The organism is Corynebacterium kroppenstedtii DSM 44385 (assembly GCF_000023145.1).
GTDB lineage: Bacteria > Actinomycetota > Actinomycetes > Mycobacteriales > Mycobacteriaceae > Corynebacterium > Corynebacterium kroppenstedtii.
The window spans coordinates 1,453,333-1,467,537 of the sequence record NC_012704.1; the positions used below are offsets into that span (position 1 = coordinate 1,453,333).

Genomic DNA, 14,205 nt, shown 5'->3' on the forward strand with positions numbered 1-14,205 from the left:
TCAGGAAACGCCGCCGGTTTATGGTACAGGCGTGGTCGCTCCTCCTCTGTGCGTGTCCTCCCACACCGGTGGCGAGAAAGGCCGCTGGTACAGCGACACCCGAACAATAGGCCTCAGAAAAGACCTCCACCCCACACTGCGCTACTGCACACTCGCCCACGAACTAGGCCACGCCCTCAACAACCACGACAGTAGGGCCGAAGCCTGGCTTAGGGACCGGCAAGAGCGGGAAGCTGACATTTTCGCAGCTAACGTTTTGATCGACCCCAGCGAATACAAAAGCGCAGAGCTACTCTACGGCCCCCGCTACGGGGCTATTGCCCACGAAATAGGTGTCACCGTGCACCTCATCAAAGTGTGGGCGGCGCACCACACTCCCCAAAGGATAATTCCATGAACAGCTCCCCCACCCGCCAGCAAGACCTCCAAACATGGGCCATCAGACACCAAAAACTCATTTGGGGAATCATCATCGCCATTGCCGTTCTTGGCGGACTTTTCTTGTTGGCTAATACTGGCTCAGACGAGTGGGAATCTGATTCTCAACGCAACCAAGCTTTCCAGGAATTCTATTGCAAGAAGCTAGAAGAAGACCCCAACGAAGTAGGCGACAGTCTCATCTCGGCGTCGAATGATCTGTACAGCGATCCCGGGGACAGGGCAGTGCTTGTCCGAAACGCCAGAATGATAATTGACGGTGCCTTCACCCCTACCTGTGACACGGATAGCCCGACTTACAACCAGATGATTGTTGAGTCATGGGCAAAAGTTGCAGAGCAACAGTATGGCGACAATTTCACGCCATCAAAGGCTCGAGAAGCTGGCGTCAGCGTTGAAAACAACTAAAACCTTTAGGACTGTGTATAAAACGCCCCGTAGATCAAGGAACAGCAATGAAAACAACCAAAACCAACATGACCGCCCTCGACTACATCCTTACCGCCGTATGGTGGCTGGCCGTCATCCTCGCTATCGTCAGCCTGTTCTCCATGAGCGGGGCACGGGGCAAGATCGGCATGTTTCTCTTTTTCGCGATCATTGCGGGACTGCTGAGCTACGTCATCACGGCCCGCAGCAAAGATAAGGAATCCGGCCAGCACACGCCCCGAAAGTGGAAGATCGTTGCGCCTACTACTGCTGTTGCGCTCCTCGCTTCCCTAGCGCTGGTTGGTTCAGCGGGGACAAAGGACGCTGAGACGGAAGCGGCCACCGCACCGGCCACTACGACCGCCACCACCACGACGGCACAGACTGAGACGACAACCACACAGAAACCGGCCCCCACGACCACACAGGACAAGCAGCCCTCACCAACGAAAACAAAGGACAACACCATGAACAACGGCGACATGGGTAAAGACTTTGAACAGTGGTACCTCAAAACCGCCGGCATGACCTCATGGGAAGACAACTACTCGGCCGCGTGGGCACCCCACATTATCGCCGTAAAAGACGGAAAAGCCGGAATCATTCAGTTCGTTACTGACCTCGATTCGTCAGATAAAGACGGGAAGAAAATCGGTAACCAGTTGGCAACCGCTATGGTGAACACGATTAAAACGACGCCTAAGAGTGAGTTGCCTGAGTCGGTGCAGAAGACGGCGAAACAGGTCGGAGTGTCCGACATTACGGGTTCTAAGGTTATTGCGCTGAAGGATATTCAGTTCCAGGACTAGCACCCGCATTTTTTAGGCCCCGCCCCGTCACGTAACGACAAGGGTGGGGCCTTACCCCTACCCCACCACAAGGAAAACCCCAGAATGGCCAGCATAAAGCAATACAACACCGCCAACGGCCCCAGATGGCGCGTCCAATACTACGACCCCGCCAACGGCAAACGACAAAAACGCGGCTTCGCAACAAAATGGCAAGCTGAAAACTGGGCCGCAGAAAACACCGTAGACCTCACCACCGGACAATGGCGCGACCCCGCCGGGGCAAACATCACCGTCGAAACACTCTCGAAAACATGGTGGCGGGGCCGCCAGCACCTCAAACCCTCCACCCTCGACCGTGACGCCTCACGACTCCACGGCGTAGTCCTACCCATGTGGGGCAAACGGAAGATCGGCACACTACGCAAAAGCGAAATCCAAGCATGGGTATCCGCGTCCCCACTCTCCGGCTCCAGTATCAGGCACGCCCATAACCTGCTAGCCCAAATCCTCGACGTCGCCGTGGACGATAACTATCTGAAGTCGAACCCGGCGCGTGGGGTGAAACTGCCGCCTAAGGGCAAACCCGTCAAGGTGTATCTGACACCTACTCAGCTGGAGCGGTTGGCTCATCATGCGGGGGATAAGGCTGTAGTGGTGTGGGTGCTTGGCACCGTAGGTCTCAGGTGGGGTGAACTGGTCGGACTCAAAGTCGAGGACGTGGACGAGCTGCACTCCCGGCTACGCATAAACCGGTCGGTGATCTACATCAAAGGTAAGCCCCAAGAGACGCTGCCTAAGACGCATGAGCGTCGCACGGTGTCGGTCAGTTTGCCGGTTATGCGCATGATCCATGAACAGGCCGCTGGACGGCTCCCTAGCGCGTGGCTCTTCCCCCACACCGACGGAGGGCCACTGAAACGGGCCGACGGTACTAAAGGCTGGTTCGCTGCTGCCGTGAAGAAAGCTCAAGCTGAAGACCCGTCGTTCCCCCGAATCACCCCTCACGGGTTGCGCCACGTAGCCGCTGGCCTGTTGGTATCAGCCGGGGCGAACGTGAAAGTCGTACAGCGGCAGCTAGGCCATGCCTCAGCCGTTTTAACGCTGGATACGTACGCAGATTTGTTCGAAGAAGACCTCGACACTGTGGGGCAAGCGATGGCCGGTCTATTTCGCATAGAGCCAAAATAGAGCCACAGACGCCGAAACGTCCGACTTAACATATGCAAAATACCCCTGACCTGCAGTAACAGGTGAGGGGGTGTTGTACCCTGTACGGGATTTGAACCCGTGCCGCCGCCGTGAGAGGGCGGTGTCCTAGGCCGCTAGACGAACAGGGCATAAGAAGCCAAAGAGCTTCTTGCTGGCCTACCAGGACTCGAACCTAGAATGGCGGTACCAGAAACCGCTGTGTTGCCAATTACACCATAGGCCAATGAGCACAAAGCACCGCCAGGCCCGGCTGCGCTGTGCAACGGGGAATAATATAACCATAGGGCCTTATGTGGGGCAAATCCTCAGGTCAACGCTATTCCCACCGCAGCACAACACCCGCTCAGGGCCGACGAATGCCAGCTGCTGCAATACTCACTACAGCAGCAATCACTGTTGGGCTGACCACGGAGTAACGGCCCGCGCATCCTTGAGGCGCTTCATCGTCGTCTGCTTCCCCAGCAGCTCCAGGGACTCGAACAACGGCGGCGATACCGCAGCGCCCGACGTCGCTACCCGAATCGCACCAAACGCCTTCCGGGGCTTCAGACCAAGCCGATCGATCAACGCGCCATGCAGGGCAGCTTCGATGCGTTCCGTCGTAAAGGAGGATTCATCGATCGCATCCAGCTCCTCCATCGCCACATCAAGAGCCTGCACAGCATCCTCTTTGAGGTTCTTCCTGCCCGACTTCTCGTCGATCTCGAAGTCCTCATCCGACACCACAAGGAACTTCAGGAGATCCCACGCATCCCCCAACGTCTTGATGCGCGTTTGGACGAGCTCCGCGGCGACAGCGAACTTGTCGTCCGGATAGTCCGCGGGGAAGCCCTTGTACTCTTCCAAGTACGCCCGCAAACGCTGAGCAAAATCATCTTTATCGAGCATACGAATATGCTCAGCGTTGATAGCGATCAGCTTTTTCTCGTCAAATCGCGCAGGATTGCCCAACACATCGCCAACGTCGAAATTCTTGACCAATTCATCGCGGCCGAAAATATCCTGATCGGCGGACAAAGACCATCCCAAGAGAGACAGGTAGTTCACCATTCCTTCCGGAATGATGCCCGCATCCCGGTGATTAAAGAGATTCGACTCCGGGTCCCGCTTCGACAGCTTCTTATTGCCCTGCCCCATGACGAACGGCAAATGCGCAAACTGCGGAGTCTGCTTCGCAATCCCCAACTTCTTCAGAGCCTCGTACAAAGCCAACTGGCGAGGTGTCGACGCCAAAATGTCCTCACCACGCAGCACGTGAGTGACACCCATCATGGCGTCGTCAACCGGGTTGACCAGGGGATACAGAGGAGATCCATCAGACCGGGCAACAACATAGTCCGGCTGAGTTTCAGGCTGGAAGGTCACATGCCCACGGACCAAGTCATCCCATTCCCACACCTGCTCCGGCATGCGGAAACGCCATACCGGTTTGCGGCCCTCTTTTTCATATTCCGCAATTTGTTCATCAGTTAAATTGCGGTCGTAATTGTCATAACCCAATTGAGGATCACGGCCCGCAGCCTTGTGGCGTGCTCTCACTTCATCCGCCGTCGAATAAGCGGGATAAACAAAGCCGGCTTCAATGAGTTTATTTAAAACATCGGCATAAATATCTAACCGCTGGGACTGTCGGTAAGGACCATTCGGCCCGCCGATCTCGCCGATTCCTTCATCCCAGTCAATGCCCAACCATTGAAGTGAATCAATAATCGCAGCATAGGATTCCTCAGAATCGCGTTTAGCATCGGTATCTTCAATACGAAAGATCATCTTTCCGTCGGTATGGCGCGCATACGCCCAGTTAAACAAAGCAGTACGCACCATTCCCACATGGGGAGTACCCGTCGGCGATGGACTAAATCGGACAACAACGTCACTCATGCTCATCAAGCGTAGTGGACACGGTATTTCTCACCACCCCTGCCCTTGTCGCACACGATCCACGCAGTGACACCGCCCGACCATCACGCGATCACGACCGACCTTCATTATCGACGACGAATCCGCCGGAAAAGCTTGCCACCTCGGGCGAACGAACGTACTGTTTCAGCGTGGCTTCAGCATCCGACAATAGCTCCGCACCCCGACCCCGAAACGCCCCTGACTTCCTTCTTTCACGTGTTGACGGCTCGTTGCGCACCCAAGGCTCGGATGCCACTTTCACCACTATTAGCGACGCTCAAAGCGCCTTAGACAACGGAAAAGCCTCCTACATCGTCGGCGCGCTGCCCTTCGATCCGTCACACCCAGCTGCGCTCACGAGCCCCCGATCGGTGTGGCGATACACGGGTCCGCTGGAGCCTCCCGCCTTCTACAGGGGCAAAGGCGCCCACGCGCACATCGTCGCCGAAAACCCGAGCCTCGACGAGCACGCGGAGATTATCGACGCCGTTACGCGAACGATCGCGCGGACCAGCGTCGATAAGGTAGTTATTGCCCGCAATGTTGATCTGTTCTTCGATGACCCGATCGACCCCCGGCTGCTGGCCACGCGCCTGATCGACCACGCTCCGAATCTGGACGGTTTTCTCGCGGACCTCTCCCCTGCCGGAGACGAATACACAGGTCACTGGCTTGTTGGTTCCTCGCCCGAAATGCTGATTCGGCGTCAAGGCCCTGTTGTGTCGGCGTATCCCCTGGCTGGCTCGCTCCCGCGGAGCAACGACCCTCAGGAAGACGAACAACGCGGCCAGCAATTGCTGCACAGTACGAAGAATCTGGATGAGCATCATTTTGTTGTCGATCATTACCGACGGGTGCTCAGCCAGCTCTGTCACACGGTTGACATTCCGAGTTCGCCGGAGCTCATGCAGACTGCCGAAATGTGGCACTTAGCGACGCCGATCCGCGCAACTATTAACGACGACGGGCCCAGCGCTCTTCAACTTGCCGAGGCCCTTTACCCCACCCCCGCTCTTGCTGGTGTTCCCACCGAGGCCGCCATGGAAATTATCCGCACTGCCGAAGGAGACCGCCGGTTTTACGGTGGCGCTGTCGGATGGTGCCACGCCAATGGCGACGGAGAGTTTATGGTCAGCATTAGGTGCGCTGAGCTGGAGAAAGATCTCCAGCACGCCAGAGCCTGGGCCGGTGGCGGGATCGTCGAACAATCTAATCCCACTGAGGAAGTTGAGGAAACATGCGGGAAGATGAAAACAATGCTTCTCGCGATGGGGGCCTCGGAAATTCGCCACAATTAGGGCCGCGACCGAACAAAGGCCGTGCAGCCCACCTAGGCCTTAACAACCGGATTCTTCAGCGAACCCAGCCCCGGGATCTCAATCTCAATCTCGTCACCAGGAACCATCTGCGCTGTTCCCGCAGGCGAGCCAGTAGAAATCACGTCGCCGGGAAGCAGAGTGAACGCCTGGGAAACCCACTCAATAATCTCCGGAACCGACTTAATCATCTGATTCGAATTAGAATCCTGCTTCACCGTGGTGGTTCCGTCGTGAGTCAGGTGAGCGCGGATAGGCAGGCCCTCCAAATCCAGGGCATCGACATTGGTCTCGATCCACGGCCCCATCGGGCAGAACGTATCAAGCCCCTTGGCACGCGCCCACTGGCCGTCTGAGAACTGCAGGTCACGGGACGAAACGTCGTTCACGATGGTGTAGCCGAGCACAGCGTCGCGCCAATTTTCCGCGGCAACATTCTTGACGGGGCGGCCAATGACGATGGCGAGTTCACCCTCGAATTCAACATTCGTCGCGAAGTCGGGGATCCTAATCGGAGACCCCGGCCCGGTGATCGCTGTCGGAGGCTTCAAGAAAATCGTGGGTGGCAGATGCTCGCTACCCTTTTTGAAGACTTCCGCCACGTGGTCGGCGTAGTTACGGCCTACCGCAACGACCTTCGGCGCCAAGATCGGGGCCAAAAGTCGGACGTCCGCGAGGGGCCATTCCTTACCCGTTAATGTCGGTTCCCCGAACGGGTGGCCATCAATTTGGCGGCAGACGATGTCGTCGCCCTCACCCTCCACGGAACAAAATATCATACCTTCAACAGTGGCGATTCGAGCTATTCGCATGCGAACCAGCCTACATAACCCCTCACAGCTGATAAGGAAAACATCCTAAAAACAGCGGAGATGCTGCAGATGCAGTGTGAGTGCACTGGGCAGACGAACTACCGCGTCACCACCGCGTCGTTCCCTTCTTCCGAATGACACTCACCAGCTCCGAACCGAAGTGATCAGCCGACGTTTGCGCCAAATACAGCTCCGCACACGCTAGGGCGTCTACCAGCGCATTGTGGTTGTGATAGCTCGGCAGCCCACGGGAATAGCGCGCGTTCATCAACCGAACCTCGCCGCGGCCCGGCCGGCGTCCGAATGACACCGCCGACCGTCGCTCCAAATCCATCGTGTCGACGACGCAAAGAGGGCTCCACGGCACACCGACCGCACGCTCACACGCCGTGGAAATAAAGTCATGCTCAATGAGCGCTAAATGCGCCAACAGAGCACGCCCGGCGGCCGCATTAACAACGTCCGTCAGAATGTCCAGCAAAGACCGGCCATTTTCCAACTGCGAATCGGTGATCCCATGGATAGTCGCCGACTGCCCCACTGAAACGTCGCCCTCGTGATAGCGTACGAGCCAGTGGTCCGCCGTCGCCAGAGGAATAGCACGCCCATTAATGGCGACCATCCCGACCGACAGCAGACGGTCGCGGTCGGCATCCAGACCAGTGGTTTCTACATCCACAGCTAACAGCGGCAATTCCTTCAGCGGGGTGTCCAACTCAGGCGCAGGCGTCGTATAGAAATGATGGAGCGCCTCGGCTAGAGCACAGCGGGAGCGGTCCCGCGGGTCGTCACTCTCGCGTAACTGTTCGCACACCTCGCGGGAGCGGTCGGCATAGTCTTCCCACGACACGCGTGGTCGTCGTCGAAAAAACCTCATAGCCCCGTGCTCGATTCAGCCGACTTGAGTTCGGAACGGACCAACCGGAATGCATCGCGGAGGGATTCCCGCTCCAAGTGGGCCAAGGAATCGGGATCGATACGAGCGTTCGTTTCTTTCCCATCCCGCCACTGCGAAGCCTGGTTAGCCAACAAAATGAGCTGGAAGATATCGAACGCATCGACGAGGTCCTCGACCCGACGGTGGCTAATGACTCCAGCCCGCGCCGCAGCCCGCAACCGATCACGCGTGCCGACCTCATCCACCCACGCTTGAATCGCATACAACCGCGCGAGCTGAACGACAGCCGTCAGCCCGCCCCTCTTGATATCAAGAGTGTTGGCGTAATTCCCGGACCGATCCAGGACGAATCCACGGAAGAAACCCAGCGGTGGTTCGCGATGACGCGCGATCTTCACCAGCGCGTTAAGGAAGCGTCGGTCCCGGCGCGCAGTCATGAGAGCGGCAGAGCGGACATCGTCGCATAGTTCGCTATCTCCGACCACGGGGCGCATGTCGAAGAAGGTTTGTGCCTTCATTAATGCCTTCGGGCCGAGGTCATCAGTCCATGTACTAAATTCCTTTTCCCAGGCACTCGCGGTGAGACGCCACTTGCTATTGGACGCCATCATGTCGCCGGGGCACACGGGCAGCCCGGCTTGGGCTACCAGGCTGCTGAACTTTTCACCCAACTGTTTGAAGTAGAAACCGTGCTTATCGGGGTCGTACTCGTCGGACAAAATGATGGCGTGATCTTGGTCGCTAGAGAGCACCATCTCGGAGCGGCCCAGCGATCCCATCACGACAAGGCAGAAGGGCACCGGAGCGGGCCCGATTTCCTCCTGCACTAATTCGATGACGCGCTTCATCATTTCGTCGGTGCCCAGGGTCAAGAGCCTCGTAGCCTCGTGCGGAGTAGCGCCACGGTCGATGAAACGCACGGCCACGTCGATCACCGCGTCAAAGCACTCAGAGAGCTGGTCCGTTCGCGCTTCGCGGAATTGCGCGGCGGCAAAAATCGGGTCGCCCTGGAGCTGCCGCATGACGGCACCCGTCGTCAAGACTCCGACGACATTGTCATCGTCGATCACGGGGAGATGGTTCACACGGGCTTCCGTAAGCTGCAGCATGCCCTCGAATAGCGGCATGCTGGCGTAGGTCACCATGGGTTTGGGCGACATGATGCGCTCCACGGGGCCCGACGGATCCGCCCCCTTCGCGAGCACTTCCGACCGCAGCGTTGCATCTGTCACAATGCCGACGATCCTGCTCGGGCGATGATCGTCGTCGTCGGCCTTCACGACGATGGCGCTGGATAGATTCCGCTCGCTCATTTTGGTGGCGGTGTCGCGGATGGTGGTCTCGGGCGATACGATGACCGGTTTCACGGCAACCTCGCCGACGGTTCCGCGGAGGGCGTCGATGTCAGCGACTCCCCCTGTGCCCGACGTCTCCCGCAATTCGTTGGCTGAGCTGCGGCGCCTCGTCGTCACTGTGCCGAAGAACGTCGTGACTTCGGGATAGTTCTGGAGGCTTTCGATAACCTCGACGGGAATCTCGATCAGCAGGCTATCCTCATGCGCCCAATAGGAATAGTGCTGCGTCGGTTTATCGGAAACCCGGCGCGGATAAATTTCGCCGGGGCCGAAGCGGTCGACCAGTTGATCCCGTTCACCGAAGCAGTTGATGGCCCCGGACCGAACAATGCGGATTCCGGTCATCGCGTCGTCAGCTGACGTGCCACCCGAGTGACTGTGTGACGTATCAGACGTGGCGTCGGCTTTTTCGCCCGCTTTGACGTAGAGCATGGTTGCGTTCCGTGCGACCCGCGCGCGGTGGTCGTCGGTAATGCTATCAAAGGGCGGGGTGTGCGCTAAGAAATCGGTGATCTCTGAGACTTCAACCGTCATGCCCCTACCGTATCGAATTTGCGCGGCGTTTTTTACATGTGTTCCGCGCGTATTTCGCGTCCGCTACTTCTACTTGCTCTATTTCCACTCACAGACCAAGCGGTCTATGTTAGGGGACTATGTCTCGCTCCCGACCTTTATCTTCTGGTTCTCCAGCCTCAGAAGAGTCCCCTTCCATTGCTGCGCGGATGGACCGGCTCCCCGTCCTCCGGTCACACAAATTGATCACCATTGTGATCGGATTGGGAGTCTTCTTCGATCAATACGAGAATTTCTTGGCACCCATTATGTCGACGGTGCTGAAGAAGCACTTCGACCTGGGCGGGACTCAGCTGTCGCTTGTTCTGGCGTCGGCCTTCTTGGGCCAATTTGTGGGCGCGCTGTGGATGGGTCGGTTAGCGGACCGCATCGGGCGGCAGCACACCTTCATCATCAACTTGTTGGTCTACTCGCTCGCCTCGATTGTGTGTGGTCTCGCGCCGCATGCCTCCGTTCTGATCCTCGCGCGGTTCGTCGCGGGAATCGGCATCGGCGGGGAATACGCGCTGGCAGACTCGTACCTTGCCGATATCCTCCCGTCCAAGGTGCGCGGCCGCTACATTGTGTGGGCCTACACGGTGAGCTTCTTCGGGGTGCCTTTATCAGGGTTCCTCGCCCGGTGGCTCGTTCCCCTCGAGCCTTTGGGGTTCGACGGTTGGCGCTGGATGTTCATCATCGGCGGTGTGGGTGGATTAATTGTGTGGGCTATCCGCAGCTTCCTCCCCGAATCGCCGGTCTGGCTTGAGGCTCATGGCCGCACGGACGAGGCCGAAAAGATCGCGCGTCGTTTTGAGGATGAAGCACGAAAAGAGGGGCACACCCTCGCGGAACCGGACACCCGCGTGCGACCTGTCCACCAGAAGAATGTGCAGTTCTCGGAAGTGTTTGCCCCCGCGGTGAGGAAGCGGACGCTCGTTGTCTCGGTCATGAGTGTTCTTCAGGTGTTCGGGTACTACGGTTTTGGCACGATCGCGACCCTCGCTCTGGCGGCGAAAGGGTTCGATGTTGTCGATTCCATCGCATATACCGCGGTGACCTACATCGGTTATCCGGTCGGTTCGTTACTGATGGTGCCGCTGGTTGACCGATTCGAGCGCAAACACCTCATTGTTGCCACCGCCATCATGATGGGCGTCTTCGGTCTTGTCTTCGGGTTCTCCCCCACGCCCGCCATTGTCATGATTGCCGGCGGATTGTTTACAGCCTCAAGCAACATGTTCTCCGGGGTCTACCACACCTATCTGGCGGAAAACTTCCCGACGCGCATTCGGGGCACGGCTGCTGGTTTCGCCTACTCGCTATCGAAGATCTCGGCGGGCGTCATGCCTTTCATCTTGCTGCCCATTCTTCATAGCGCCGGCCCCGGAACAGTGTTCACTGTCGTCGCCGTCGCCATGGTGATCATGATGATCGACATCGGAGTCTTCGGAGTGCGCACAACGGGACGCAACGCTGACATCGAAGATCATCTGTGATCGAGGGCGTCTAGTTCTGTACCCCTAACATCGCGGCCAATTCCGGTGTCCACCCATCGACCTGCACAGAGGTAGACCCACAGTTGAACGTGTCTGGGGTGCAATGCATTAGCACCTTTCATTTTCATTGTCGACGTTGTTATTGCCGACGTCGTTACCACCGGCATCATTCTCTTCCGCGGCGGCGGAGGCGCCATTGATGCCGTCGGGACGCGTGCCGAGGAATGTGTAACCGCACGAGAGTGATACCGCTTGAGATGCAGCATTCGTCGGCCAGCTTTCGGATACCGCAATGCCGAAGCCGCAATACGTAAATGCCACGGTGAGTGCGGCTCGTCGGGCCTGAGTTCCAAAACCGTGCCCTTGAAAAGGCCTCAAGATATATGACCCGGTCTCGACGTAGCTATCACCGGCCTTGAAGCCGAGGTCACGAAGGAGTCCGCGCAGCTCCTCCCCGCCTGAGGGGGCAGAGCCAGGAATTCGACGACGCCGGAGATCGATCACACCAACAAACTCGCCGCGATGCCGGATAAGCAAGGACAAAGTCCACTCGGATGAGGAGGGGTCCCCCGCTCCAAGGCTTGCCATCATGCCGAGGTGGAACGCAGCGTTGGAATACTTCGGCGCACCGATCCATGGAAAAACCTCGGGACCAGTGGGATCAGCGAACACATCATCTACTCGGGACACAGCGCGAACGGCGTCGGAAATGGCCTGCTCATCCATAGGCCGGAGCTCCAGCGCACCCGCTCTTATGCGGAGGCCGGACGGTGGCCAAATCTCAGGTGGTAACACGGCGACCCCCTACCCCACGGCTAGCTGTCGAGACTGTTCGCAATCCGAGTCCCAACTTCCTCGGTGCGGATGCTGCCATCCCTCGAGGCGACATCATTGCGCACCGCGGCCTCAATGGCATCGGCTTCGTCGGTCTTACCCAAGTGACGGAATAGCAGCGCACCCGACAAAATCGCAGCGGTCGGGTCCGCGATCCCCTTCCCGGCAATATCAGGAGCAGAGCCGTGAACGGGCTCGAACATGGACGGATTCGTGCCGGTCGCGTCGATATTGCCCGATGCAGCCAACCCGATACCACCGGTGACAGCTCCCGCCAGGTCCGTGATGATGTCGCCAAAAAGGTTGTCCGTCACGATGACGTCGAAGCGCGACGGGTCAGTGACCATATAAATTGTCGCCGCGTCGATGTGGCAATAATCCACGGTAACGTCGAGATACTCCTGGGCGACCTGGTCGACGGTGCGTTGCCACAGCCCACCTGCATACACGAGGACATTGGTTTTGTGCACCAGCGTTAACTTCTTGCGTCGCTCTTGCGCGCGGTCAAAGGCGTAGCGGACAACGCGCTCAACTCCGTACCGCGTGTTCACACTTGTTTCGTTCGCAACCTCGTGAGGCGTATCCACACGGATCGAACCGCCATTCCCGGCGTACAACCCCTCGGTGCCCTCGCGGACGACGATAAAGTCAACCTTCCCCGGATCGGACAGAGGCGAGGTTACCCCTGGATACAGCACCGACGGACGCAGATTGACATGGTGGTCGAGGACGAATCGCATCTTCAGCAGAAGCCCGCGCTCCAGCACTCCTGATGGGACGGTTCGCGGATCACCGACGGCCCCGAGCAGAATCGCATCGTGCTCACGCAAGGAAGCGAGATCGTCGTCCGTGAGAAGCTCCCCATTGCGGAGGTACCGGCGGGCGCCGAGGTCGTAGTCCGTGGTCTCAATGGACTCGCCGCTCCCCGCCAACGCAGCTCGCATCACTTTGAGCGCTTCCGCCGTTACTTCTGTGCCGATCCCGTCGCCAGGGATAACCGCCAGTTTCATATCCTGAGATACCTTTCTCACATCACGGGTTTCTTGTGAGTCTAACCGATCGCCGACGCTCCAGCCATACGTTTAAGCAGCGCGCGGGATTCGTCGTCATTTAGTGTTGCCGCCTGGAGCCGAGCCAGGGTGTCGGCACCATTAAAATTCACACCAATAAGGACAATTTCCGACGACGGAGCCTCCGATGCCTGCGACCACAATGCTGCAGGTGAGATCGTTAAGTTCGGGCCGGCCTGGGACCACATCTGGATGAGCTCTGGGCGGTCGGCAATCCAACAATGCCCTTTTGACCGAACCAAACCGCGCATGGATTTCACGGCTGCAATGAGTCGGCGCTGGTCAAAGGGCCGTTGGGATCGAAACACCACTGAGGAAATACCGTACTCTTCGGTTTCCGGAGTATGCGGATTCGCGAGCTCATCAAGGTACCCGGGAGCTGCAGCGGACTCCTCAACGTCATAAAGGTGCGCATCGAGCACGGCTTCCATGGGAATCTCGCCATTGACGACACGACGTATGCGTGCGCGCGGGTTCATGGCATGAACTGCGTCTTCAGTTGCCTGGGCGAGTTCATCACGAACTAGGTCGCATTTTGTCACGAAGATCATGTCAGCAAACTCGACTTGGTCGACGAGCAGCTCAGCAACCGTGCGGTCGTCGTCGGGAGCGGCCTCTAAACCCCGGTCAGAGAGCCGTCCCCGTTTGTGCATTTGCGGCAGGAACGTCGTCGCATCGACCAAGGTCACCATCGTGTCGATCGGAGCGATGCCACCAAGATGGACTCCGTCGGAAAATTCCCACTCGAAAGTTGCGGCGACAGGCATCGGCTCTGAGATGCCCGTTGATTCGATAACGATATGGTCGAACTTTTGGCTCGCCGCGAGCGACGCCACCGATTCAATGAGGTCCTCCCGCAGCGTGCAACAAATGCAGCCATTGGAGAGCTCGACCATACGGTCACTTCCGCGCTCAAGATGCCCCTCACCCGCGATGAGCGCTGCGTCAATATTCACTTCCGAAAAGTCGTTGACGATCACCGCGATTTTACGGCCAGCGCGGTTGGCCAACAGGTGGTTGAGGAGCGTGGTTTTCCCCGAACCGAGGAACCCCGACAAAACCGTCACCGGCGTCGGCCGAAAATCAGCCATGTCAGCGTTTCG

The 14,205-nt window shown here is 58.1% G+C and carries 13 protein-coding genes and 2 tRNA genes; 6 read left to right on the forward strand and 9 right to left on the reverse strand.

What is annotated here, in order from left to right:
* The first annotated feature begins 31 nt into the window (after window positions 1–31).
* The 4 genes from CKROP_RS06035 (at window position 32) to CKROP_RS06050 (ending at window position 2,846) form a co-directional block, all read left to right on the forward strand.
* Complete coding sequence (locus tag CKROP_RS06035; RefSeq protein WP_041628847.1) at window positions 32–397, forward strand: ImmA/IrrE family metallo-endopeptidase; 366 nt, start codon at window positions 32–34, stop codon at window positions 395–397.
* A complete protein-coding gene (locus CKROP_RS06040; protein ID WP_012731855.1) occupies window positions 394–846 on the forward strand; it encodes a hypothetical protein in 453 nt (150 codons plus the stop codon). The genes CKROP_RS06035 and CKROP_RS06040 overlap by 4 nt, the downstream gene beginning before the upstream one ends.
* A gap of 47 nt (window positions 847–893) precedes the next feature.
* Complete coding sequence (locus CKROP_RS06045; RefSeq protein ID WP_012731856.1) at window positions 894–1,676, forward strand: hypothetical protein; 783 nt, start codon at window positions 894–896, stop codon at window positions 1,674–1,676.
* An 84-nt stretch (window positions 1,677–1,760) separates the two neighbouring features.
* Complete coding sequence (locus CKROP_RS06050; protein WP_012731857.1) at window positions 1,761–2,846, forward strand: site-specific integrase; 1,086 nt, start codon at window positions 1,761–1,763, stop codon at window positions 2,844–2,846.
* 76 nt (window positions 2,847–2,922) lie between these two features.
* On the opposite strand, the gene CKROP_RS06055 is transcribed toward CKROP_RS06050, so the two are convergent.
* The 3 genes from CKROP_RS06055 to gltX form a co-directional block, all read right to left on the reverse strand.
* Window positions 2,923–2,995 (reverse strand) — tRNA-Glu (locus CKROP_RS06055).
* 23 nt (window positions 2,996–3,018) lie between these two features.
* A tRNA-Gln gene (locus CKROP_RS06060) sits at window positions 3,019–3,090 on the reverse strand.
* A gap of 167 nt (window positions 3,091–3,257) precedes the next feature.
* Window positions 3,258–4,748: a glutamate--tRNA ligase gene (gene gltX, locus CKROP_RS06065; RefSeq protein WP_041628848.1), complete on the reverse strand. Its 1,491-nt coding sequence runs from the start codon at window positions 4,746–4,748 to the stop codon at window positions 3,258–3,260.
* A 170-nt stretch (window positions 4,749–4,918) separates the two neighbouring features.
* Between gltX and CKROP_RS06070 the strand changes: the two genes are divergently transcribed.
* A complete protein-coding gene (locus tag CKROP_RS06070) occupies window positions 4,919–6,067 on the forward strand; it encodes an isochorismate synthase (protein WP_041629402.1) in 1,149 nt (382 codons plus the stop codon).
* A 32-nt stretch (window positions 6,068–6,099) separates the two neighbouring features.
* On the opposite strand, the gene CKROP_RS06075 is transcribed toward CKROP_RS06070, so the two are convergent.
* From CKROP_RS06075 to CKROP_RS06085, 3 genes are all read right to left on the reverse strand, one after another.
* Entirely contained in the window at window positions 6,100–6,897 is a 798-nt protein-coding gene (locus CKROP_RS06075) for a fumarylacetoacetate hydrolase family protein (protein ID WP_012731860.1), read from the reverse strand.
* Window positions 6,898–7,003: 106 nt separating this feature from the next.
* Complete coding sequence (locus CKROP_RS06080; RefSeq protein WP_012731861.1) at window positions 7,004–7,774, reverse strand: exonuclease domain-containing protein; 771 nt, start codon at window positions 7,772–7,774, stop codon at window positions 7,004–7,006.
* Window positions 7,771–9,684 (reverse strand): DUF294 nucleotidyltransferase-like domain-containing protein, encoded by a 1,914-nt coding sequence (locus tag CKROP_RS06085; RefSeq protein ID WP_012731862.1) that lies wholly within the window; start codon window positions 9,682–9,684, stop codon window positions 7,771–7,773. Before CKROP_RS06085 ends, CKROP_RS06080 begins: the two co-directional genes overlap by 4 nt.
* A gap of 119 nt (window positions 9,685–9,803) precedes the next feature.
* On the opposite strand from CKROP_RS06085, the gene CKROP_RS06090 reads away from it, so the two are divergent.
* The gene (locus tag CKROP_RS06090; protein WP_012731863.1) at window positions 9,804–11,198 is read left to right on the forward strand and encodes an MFS transporter; all 1,395 of its coding nucleotides are present in this window, start codon (window positions 9,804–9,806) and stop codon (window positions 11,196–11,198) included.
* Between the two features lie 108 nt (window positions 11,199–11,306).
* On the opposite strand, the gene CKROP_RS06095 is transcribed toward CKROP_RS06090, so the two are convergent.
* Genes CKROP_RS06095 through CKROP_RS06105 form a run of 3 tightly spaced genes read right to left on the reverse strand, consistent with a single transcriptional unit; the run spans window position 11,307 to window position 14,193 of the window.
* A complete protein-coding gene (locus tag CKROP_RS06095) occupies window positions 11,307–11,993 on the reverse strand; it encodes a GNAT family N-acetyltransferase (RefSeq protein WP_012731864.1) in 687 nt (228 codons plus the stop codon).
* Between the two features lie 20 nt (window positions 11,994–12,013).
* Window positions 12,014–13,042: a 3-isopropylmalate dehydrogenase gene (locus CKROP_RS06100; RefSeq protein ID WP_012731865.1), complete on the reverse strand. Its 1,029-nt coding sequence runs from the start codon at window positions 13,040–13,042 to the stop codon at window positions 12,014–12,016.
* Window positions 13,043–13,083: 41 nt separating this feature from the next.
* Window positions 13,084–14,193 (reverse strand): GTP-binding protein, encoded by a 1,110-nt coding sequence (locus tag CKROP_RS06105; protein WP_041629406.1) that lies wholly within the window; start codon window positions 14,191–14,193, stop codon window positions 13,084–13,086.
* Window positions 14,194–14,205: the final 12 nt, after the last annotated feature.

Bases quoted from the DNA above. Each gene is read 5' to 3' on its own strand.
- CKROP_RS06100 (WP_012731865.1), bottom strand. From the start codon at position 13,042: ATGAAACTGGCGGTTATCCCTGGCGACGGGATCGGCACAGAAGTAACG.
- CKROP_RS06080 (WP_012731861.1), bottom strand. From the start codon at position 7,774: ATGAGGTTTTTTCGACGACGACCACGCGTGTCGTGGGAAGACTATGCC.
- CKROP_RS06090 (WP_012731863.1), top strand. From the start codon at position 9,804: ATGTCTCGCTCCCGACCTTTATCTTCTGGTTCTCCAGCCTCAGAAGAG.
- CKROP_RS06085 (WP_012731862.1), bottom strand. From the start codon at position 9,684: ATGACGGTTGAAGTCTCAGAGATCACCGATTTCTTAGCGCACACCCCG.
- CKROP_RS06045 (WP_012731856.1), top strand. From the start codon at position 894: ATGAAAACAACCAAAACCAACATGACCGCCCTCGACTACATCCTTACC.
- gltX (WP_041628848.1), bottom strand. From the start codon at position 4,748: ATGAGTGACGTTGTTGTCCGATTTAGTCCATCGCCGACGGGTACTCCC.
- CKROP_RS06050 (WP_012731857.1), top strand. From the start codon at position 1,761: ATGGCCAGCATAAAGCAATACAACACCGCCAACGGCCCCAGATGGCGC.
- CKROP_RS06075 (WP_012731860.1), bottom strand. From the start codon at position 6,897: ATGCGAATAGCTCGAATCGCCACTGTTGAAGGTATGATATTTTGTTCC.
- CKROP_RS06040 (WP_012731855.1), top strand. From the start codon at position 394: ATGAACAGCTCCCCCACCCGCCAGCAAGACCTCCAAACATGGGCCATC.
- CKROP_RS06105 (WP_041629406.1), bottom strand. From the start codon at position 14,193: ATGGCTGATTTTCGGCCGACGCCGGTGACGGTTTTGTCGGGGTTCCTC.